Source organism: Novipirellula artificiosorum, from assembly GCF_007860135.1.
Taxonomy (GTDB): domain Bacteria; phylum Planctomycetota; class Planctomycetia; order Pirellulales; family Pirellulaceae; genus Novipirellula_A; species Novipirellula_A artificiosorum.
The window spans coordinates 39,002-46,501 of record NZ_SJPV01000026.1; the positions used below are offsets into that span (position 1 = coordinate 39,002).

Annotated in this window: 6 protein-coding genes; all 6 read right to left on the reverse strand. The window is 55.9% G+C overall.

The features are described 5' to 3' along the window. Nucleotides 1–404: 404 nt before the first annotated feature. The 6 genes from Poly41_RS32080 to Poly41_RS32105 all read right to left on the reverse strand — a co-directional run bounded on the left by Poly41_RS32080 (nt 405) and on the right by Poly41_RS32105 (nt 7,295). Nucleotides 405–2,474, reverse strand: coding sequence for a LamG domain-containing protein (locus tag Poly41_RS32080; RefSeq protein ID WP_197231931.1), 2,070 nt, complete (start codon nt 2,472–2,474; stop codon nt 405–407). 182 nt (nt 2,475–2,656) lie between these two features. After that, nucleotides 2,657–3,730 carry a mannose-1-phosphate guanylyltransferase gene (locus tag Poly41_RS32085; RefSeq protein ID WP_146531464.1) on the reverse strand — a complete coding sequence of 358 codons (1,074 nt, stop codon included), beginning with the start codon at nt 3,728–3,730 and terminating at the stop codon, nt 2,657–2,659. Nucleotides 3,731–3,739: 9 nt separating this feature from the next. Then, nucleotides 3,740–4,528 (reverse strand): hypothetical protein, encoded by a 789-nt coding sequence (locus Poly41_RS32090; protein WP_146531465.1) that lies wholly within the window; start codon nt 4,526–4,528, stop codon nt 3,740–3,742. Nucleotides 4,529–4,555: 27 nt separating this feature from the next. After that, nucleotides 4,556–6,202 (reverse strand): sodium:solute symporter, encoded by a 1,647-nt coding sequence (locus Poly41_RS32095; protein WP_146531466.1) that lies wholly within the window; start codon nt 6,200–6,202, stop codon nt 4,556–4,558. A 324-nt stretch (nt 6,203–6,526) separates the two neighbouring features. After that, nucleotides 6,527–7,003 (reverse strand): TspO/MBR family protein, encoded by a 477-nt coding sequence (locus Poly41_RS32100; RefSeq protein ID WP_146531467.1) that lies wholly within the window; start codon nt 7,001–7,003, stop codon nt 6,527–6,529. Then, nucleotides 6,993–7,295: a cupin domain-containing protein gene (locus Poly41_RS32105; RefSeq protein WP_197231932.1), complete on the reverse strand. Its 303-nt coding sequence runs from the start codon at nt 7,293–7,295 to the stop codon at nt 6,993–6,995. The genes Poly41_RS32100 and Poly41_RS32105 overlap by 11 nt, the downstream gene beginning before the upstream one ends. Nucleotides 7,296–7,500 lie beyond the last annotated feature (205 nt).

Below are 7,500 nucleotides of genomic sequence, written 5' to 3' on the forward strand. Positions count from 1 at the left end.
CGATATCGGTAATGCATGCTGGAAGCTGGCGCCACCTATTCTTCTTACGTCCCTCGCGGCCTGAGTACACCAAACAACCCCTCCCGCTGCGCGGGCAGGGGTGGTTGGATACCTAAACATTGTGTTAGTCATAACTTAAAAACCGGACGACCTGTTTGGGAGGGGGAGGGGTTGGCCGGCGTGAAGCTACTCGCAAGGCCATGCGAAAAACGACCAACATCGATTCACAACCTCGTGGACGGTCAGCATTAAATTTTAGGGTAGTGGATTTCGCCAGAAATCCGTAACTCAATTGTTCTTAGGGACTTCTGGCGAAGTCCACTACGTCCCAACTCGCAGTTTTAACCTTGACGGTCCACTAAGAGCGAAAGTCGTACCTCTTTCAATTGTTTCGCTGCTGGTCCTTAGCGGGGTATTAAAGTGATTTCCAAAGACTTCGTCGTTTCGTGCTGGATCCACACGATCAAATCGGAGTTTTCCAATCCGTGGCGGTGCCCGATTCGGAAGTTTGGGCCTTGAGATACTTCTTTGCCATTGATTTTGAGCGTCGCTTCGGAAGTACCCCAACCTTGAATCACCAAAGCGGGATTGTAAATGGGGCTGTTGTCGTCGGCGGCAAACCTGATCTTTAACTCGTCGGCCTTGTCGCCGGTACGAGAGAGCACGAAGGCTCGTTGGCCACGGTCGTAGCCAAGATCTTCAGCACCTTGGCTTAAACTCAAATGCGGCGGATGGTTCCAGCTCTTTGCCAAAGTAACGAGCTTCTTCATCGGCAGGTCGGTCATGCCATAGATGCCGTTCCACCAACTACGTCCCCCTTCTTCGTGGACCGGTGGTGAGGAGATGGGAAAGCCGAGGAAGTGCGTTGGACGGTCCGCCGCTTGGACGGTGCGACCGTCACAACGAGCTTGGCCCACAGGCCAGTGGTTGCAGGCGCCGGGCCGATCGAAGCCGCTAATGTCGCGGTCTTTGACGTACTGCATGCGGTTGCCTGTTTCGTAAATGATGACCGGGTCATGCGGCGAACGGAAGTTGTAACGCTGGATGGTCAACTCATCCGGCACGTTGTCCAATTGCTTGGCAGGATTCTCGACGAAGCGAAGCGTCAGTTCTTCGCCACGCATATTGGCTACGGTGCAGAATTCCTTCTCGACCACATCGTTGTTGTATTGGTCGGGGTTCGTGAACGGCAGCGATTCCTGAAACTGCCGCGGGTTGCCAAGTGTTCCCGTCATCCATGTCGGTTTTCGCACCCCGATGGCGTCCGGGTAAATCGTATAGTATTCGTCGACCCAGCAGGCGCGACCGGTCTTTTCATCAACGTTCCAAAGATTGTCCTTTGAACTGACGGGAGCGTAGCGCCAATGGACGACGGTGCGAGCGTCGTTACTTTCGATAATACGCACGTGGCTGTAGCGGCAGAGACGATCCTGCATGTGCTCGAAGCAGCCATCGGTATCCGCATCGCCGGTTTTCCAGGCCTCGACACTTTGATCGGCCATCCATTGGTCATCGTTGGTTACCCAAGCAGGCGAATAGCGACTGCCGCGCCAAAAGACGACGCGGACCGGCGTCTGATCAAAGCGCACGAGCACGTCCGGATGATCATCGACCCGCCACAGAGCATCCCACTGTTCGTAGTACTTCAAGTTGCAATAGACGGCGCCGAATCGCCCAGGCCCCTTGGGACCGGAGGGCATCCGCCGTGGTTGGATTTCACAGCCGGCTACCGGTTTGGCACTTTCAAATGCCCTGGCGAGGTCGGAGGGAGAGAGTGCCCGGTTGTGGATCTTCAATTCGTCAATCGCCCCGTCGAGGCACCAGAACGACGCGACCGTGCCATGTTCGCGGTGGATGTTCGATGGTTTCATCAGCATGTGGTTGGCACCGATGCGGAGGTCGGTATTGGGAGCGAAATTTGCTTGCCCCTGTATTTCAAGCGAGCCTACGATTTCCCCGTTGGCATAAAGTGTGATTCCCTTGTCGGGGTGAAAGGTTGCGGCGATCGAGATCCACTGGCGAAGTGGCAGGACCCAATCTTCGCTTGCGCAACTTTGCCATTCACCATCGACGGCCACTTGCAACCGAATTTGGCCGCGCGGCCCCACGCTCAGTGCATAGCCCGCCTGTTCGTCGCGCTGTTGCGTGACGATGGGGCACCAGTTCCAGGGATAGGCGCCTTGGGCAACCCACGCCTCGACCGAGAAGTCGCCACTGAGACGTGGCGCATCGGCGGATGCCCGATCAATCACCGTGGTGAATCCGTCGAATTGCAACGCTTTGCCCACGGCGCCACCGATAAGCTTGTGATTTCCTTCAACGTGGTCCTCCCGATCCGCCGAACGATCTGCGACGACGTTCTTTTCAATCGAGTCGAACGACCACCAAGCCGATGGATCTTCGGACGCAACAACGCTGGTGGTTAAGATCCATGGAAGGCAAAGGGAGACTGCAACGTGGGGGAGCAGATTCATTCGATAGGTCCTTGTTGGAGATGTCATCGTTGGAGGGCCGTGTAGTTTTGTCTCACCCAAGCTCTGGGTGGGGCGCGAAGCGAACTCACGCGGAGAGGGTTGATTCGGAGGATAAATGGCGATTGCCCTGCGGCGATTTCATTTCGGAAGCATTTAGATACACGAGATCACACGCACCAAGGCTATACGATTTCAGGTGCCTGCTCGGCGACGTACTCAACCAGGGCTTTCATGTCGGTGTTCTTGTCGCCGATGAAGACGGTATCGCCGGTCACGATGACGGTTAGGTTTTCCGCCGCGACCACCACATGCCGTTGCGAGTCGGCCAAAATGTGGTTCCCCGTTCCTTGTACAACGACTTTGCCAAAGGTGACATTGCCGTCCTGCGGTGAACCGATCCTATTTGCCAATGCAGCATGCGTTCCCATGTCTTCCCAGCTGCAGGGAAGAAGAATGCTACATGCTTTGTCTGTTTTTTGCATGATCTTGTAATCGATCGAACCGGTCGGCATCTGGGGAAACAACTCATGGAGAACTTGATCACGCTGGGGCGTTTCCCATGCATCGCCGATTCGCTCAAGCAAAGGAGCTGCTTCCGGCAAGTGAGTGCTGATCTCCTGCAGAATCGTTTCCGCCTTCCAGGCAAATTGTCCAGAATTCCAGCAGTATCCCCCTTCGTTGATGTAGCGCTCCGCGATCTCCAACTCCGGCTTTTCCGTGAAGGCCGCGATCTGTCGCACCTCACAACCTGGAAAGCCAACGGCGTCACCCAGCTTCTGCCAGCCGACGAGCGTACTGGGCGAGACGGCCTTTACGCCGAAAGCGATCAGTCGGTCGGGATGCAATTCAAGAAAATCAGCTGCGTCGGCAATGGCGGTGTTGAACTGGTCGGCAGGTTCGATGATTTGATCCGCAGTGAGCACGACCATCGTCGCCCTGGGGCACCGGGTTTTCAGCACGGTCGCTGCTAAACCAATCGCGCTGGCCGTGTCGCGCAGGCAGGGCTCGTAAACGAAGTTCTGTGCAGGAATTTGAGGAAGCGTCTCTTGGGCGATTGCCTTGTACTTGGTACTCGTCAGAATCAGAATACGGTCGTTGGGTAGGTGATCACGGAGCTTGTCCACCGTCAGTTCGATCAGTGACCGACCGCCGAACAGTTTAAGAAAGTGCTTGGGCTTGTCCTTGCTGCTCAAGGGCCAAAGGCGTGTTCCCGCCCCGCCAGCCATTACCACTGCATAGCAATTCTCGTTCAGCATGTTGGTCTTCTATTCCAGGTTGACTTTGACTTGGAAGCCGCCTTCAACCGGCTCGGAAGAAGCGACGTAGATGTAACCCACGCCGCACCCCGAAGGCATCGCGCCAGAGTACTTCTTCTGGTAGTAACGCAGTTTCTTCATCACTGGCACATCGATGGTTGGGTGCTCGAAGATGGCGGGTAGCATTTTCCGCCAGGCGTAGGAGCAGAGATTGAAAGAAGCTCCCAACGCGTCCACATCCCGATTCTTGATCGCGGTGAAGCAGTCCTGTCCGGACTGTCCGAGTTGCTGGACGACCTTCTTGGTAGCGAACCGACCGCTGTCAAAGGGATTGTATCCCTCGGGGCGAGGTCCGACACAATCGACGATCCAGAAGTTGTTCTCGAACCACTTGGCGGTACGCTGATTGACAATCGATGTTACCGTCTTGGGCAGGACGCCGTTGTGATGGCGAAAATCATAGTGAAGCAGCGTGACTCCCGGATAGACGGAACCCCATGCGTCTTGGGAACCGCCAATGGGCACCTTCGTCGCATTCTCCCAGTAGTACAGGTCGCTTGCCAGCTGATACTTGTCGATATCCTCGGGGATACCGCCCGGGTACTTGTCCACGAGAATCTGTCGGGTGCTCGAGCAGATTCCGCATCGATCGTGAAAGGTGAGATTCGGCTGAATCTGGACAACCACGACGTACCCGTCCGCCAGAAAGTTGACGAAATTGTGGTCGCCCCACCCGCCGGCAAGCGCGACTCGGTAAGGCAGGGTGGTTGCCGATTTCTTACGTGGCTGTTTTTCCATCAAAGTGCTCCGTCGATCGTTCAATGGCTAGCGAAGTAGTGTGTAGAGAACGCCCATGATGAGGATCAAGACAGCCGCCATGACACGAGGGTCGGTGATGGTGCCTTCCATCTTTCCGCGAAGAGCGTCGAGTGGCCGAGTCCAACAACAGTTGTCGATCTGCTCTTGGGCCGGAGCGGGGGTCATCAGACTCACAGCCACGTAGACCGCGCTGGAGATTAGGAACAGATACCAGCCAACCTGCATGAACGGGATACCCACCACTTTCGCAATGATCTGTTTGTCACCGACCAGCGGGATATCGATCGCCAGGTAGACGAGTCCGAGCACCAGGTTGAAGAGCAATGCCGCCATCGCACCCTGCTTGTTACCGCGCGGCCAGAACACTCCCAACAGGAAGATGGTGGTGATCCCCGGCGCAAAGGCCATCGGTATCTTGTTGATGGCTTCGAAGATACTGTCGAACTTTCCTCCTTGCGTCGACCAGAGCATCGCCAGCACAACGACGACACCTGCTGTGATCCGACCGATCAAGACCAGGGATGCATCGGAGGTGTTGGGCCGCAAGCGTTTGACGATATCCTCGGCCGTAAGCGTGGCCGTACTGTTGAGCGCGGCCTCAATCGTGCTCATCAGAGCCGCCAGCAGCCCAGCCGCCATCAAACCCCGAACGCCGACCGGAAGTAACTCTTTCATCATGATCATCAAAGTGGCGTCGTTATCGTCGCCGATCTTTTCCTTGAACAGCACGTAACCAATCACGCCCGGCAGCACCATCAGAAAGACCGGAAGGATCTTCAGAAAGCCAGCGAAGATGGCGCCATCACGACCGTCCTTTTCCGTCTTGGCGGCGAGGATCTTCTGGACGATCGTTTGATCCGTACACCAGTACCAAATTCCAAGCACTGGGTAACCAAACAGGATCGAGTACCAGGAAAACTCGCGAAGCCCCAGACTCCCTGGAGCGGTCGCGTCTTTGATCGGTTGGATCATGTTGAGTTGGTTCGGTCGACAAGCCGCCTCAAAGTCGGCCCAAGACGCGATGCCAACCGCTTGCAACTCAACGATGCCGAAACCGGTCAGGATCGCCGCTCCCGCAAGCAGCAAGACCGCTTGAATGGCGTCGGTAATCATCACCGCCCTGAGACCACCGATGATGGTGTAAACGGCAGTGATCACGGAAATGCCTATGATCGAAGCAACGTAGGGAATACCGAAGAATGCTTCGAGCACTTTGGCTCCTGCGTAGAGGCTGATACCGATATGCACCAGCAGCGCAGACATCACAAAGATGAAGGCTAAAAAGGTCCGGGCCCCCGAGCCGTAACGCTTCTCAACGTACTCCGGTAGCGTGCTGATTTTTTCGCGGAAGTAGAACGGTGCAAAGACAATCCCCAGCAGAATCAGGCAGAAGGCAGCCATCCACTCGAAGTTGCCAATGACCAATCCGTCCTTGTAGCCCGACGAGGCAAGGCCCACGAGGTGAATCGTGGAAATGTTTGCGCAGAACAGCCCGGTTCCAATGATGGGCCACCGCAGCGACCGACCAGCAAGAAAAAACTGATCCGACGATGTGTTCTTCCGATACCCGGCCAGAATGCCAACCGCCATGATCCCTAGCAAATAGGCAACGACAATGATCGTGTCGATGACTGAAATCGAATCGTTGCCCATACCGAACTCCTTCACGACTTGGGGACTGCAGTCCTTCTGAACCGCGAAGCGCCAGTCGACTCACGACACAATCAGAGAATTTCCAGAGGGGGGTGGGCGGGAATTCATTGGCGTCTCCCGCTCGTAGGAATGGAAGGCCACCAAAAGGACTGGGACAAGATTATAGGGTCAAGCACAAAAAAAGCATCCCCACATGCAAAAAACGAACCGCCATATTTGGTGATTGGCCAAATCGTCGCCATGACTGATCGCGCCGGCCTCCGTTGTTGGAATAGCCGACGTAGAGATGTCCAGCATGCTCGACCGCGCAGGGATAAGAAGGACTCAGTTCATCCGCCAAATCGCAAAGTTCAGCACGCTCGCAAAACTGACCCAGGCCAAGTAAGGCAGCATTAGCCCACCCGCAACTTTTGATCTCCGAAAGAATGCGACCGTCGTCGCCACGATCGCCAGCCACAGGATCACGATTTCGACAAACGCCCAACCGGGCTGGTGCATCCCAAAGAAAACCCAGGACCAAGCGACGTTCAGACCGAGCTGTGCGGCGAACAGTGTCAGTGGCGTCGCCGCAGGCTTGAAGCCTTCCTGCTTCCACACCCTCCAAGCGGCGACCGCCATCATGATGAAAAGCGTGGTCCAAACCGGTCCGAAGACGTAATCCGGCGGATTCCACGATGGCGTTTCAATCGTCTTGTACCAGCTTTCGATCTCAGAAGTGGTAGCGATGGCTCCGATGCCGCCTGCGCCAAGACAGATACCGATGAAGATGGCGAGTCCAATCCAACGTGTCCTATTCTTCATGTCCCGCCCCGTATCCGTACAGCCATCGGGCCGTTTGGCCGCCGATGTTCCGTGCCGAGTGACTCGCGCCGGCTGGGATGAACAGTTCCTCGCCCGGTTGCGGGTGATGGACTTGGCCTTCGACCTCGAACTCCATCTCGCCTTCGAGGACGATCACCACTTCATCGGTGGCGTGCGTAAAGCCCTCCCAACGCTGGCCGGGCGGATCGGTCCACAGCTCGCAGCTGAAGCCGCGGGCGGCCCAGTCGGCCGCGATCTGCTGGCGATCGGTCATGGTTTTGTGTTTGCTCATCGCGGTATTCTATCAAAGAGAGAGCGCCCACAGAATCGATCGATATCCACTAAGCAGCGCGGGATCAATATCTAACGGAGATGGGGATGAAATGCTCGCTGCAGAGTAAAACCAAGTGATATCTAACTTCCCCTGATTTCACTCGGAGCAACGAGCAATGTCGAAAATAACCTATCACGTCGGACTGGACTATCACCAACACAGC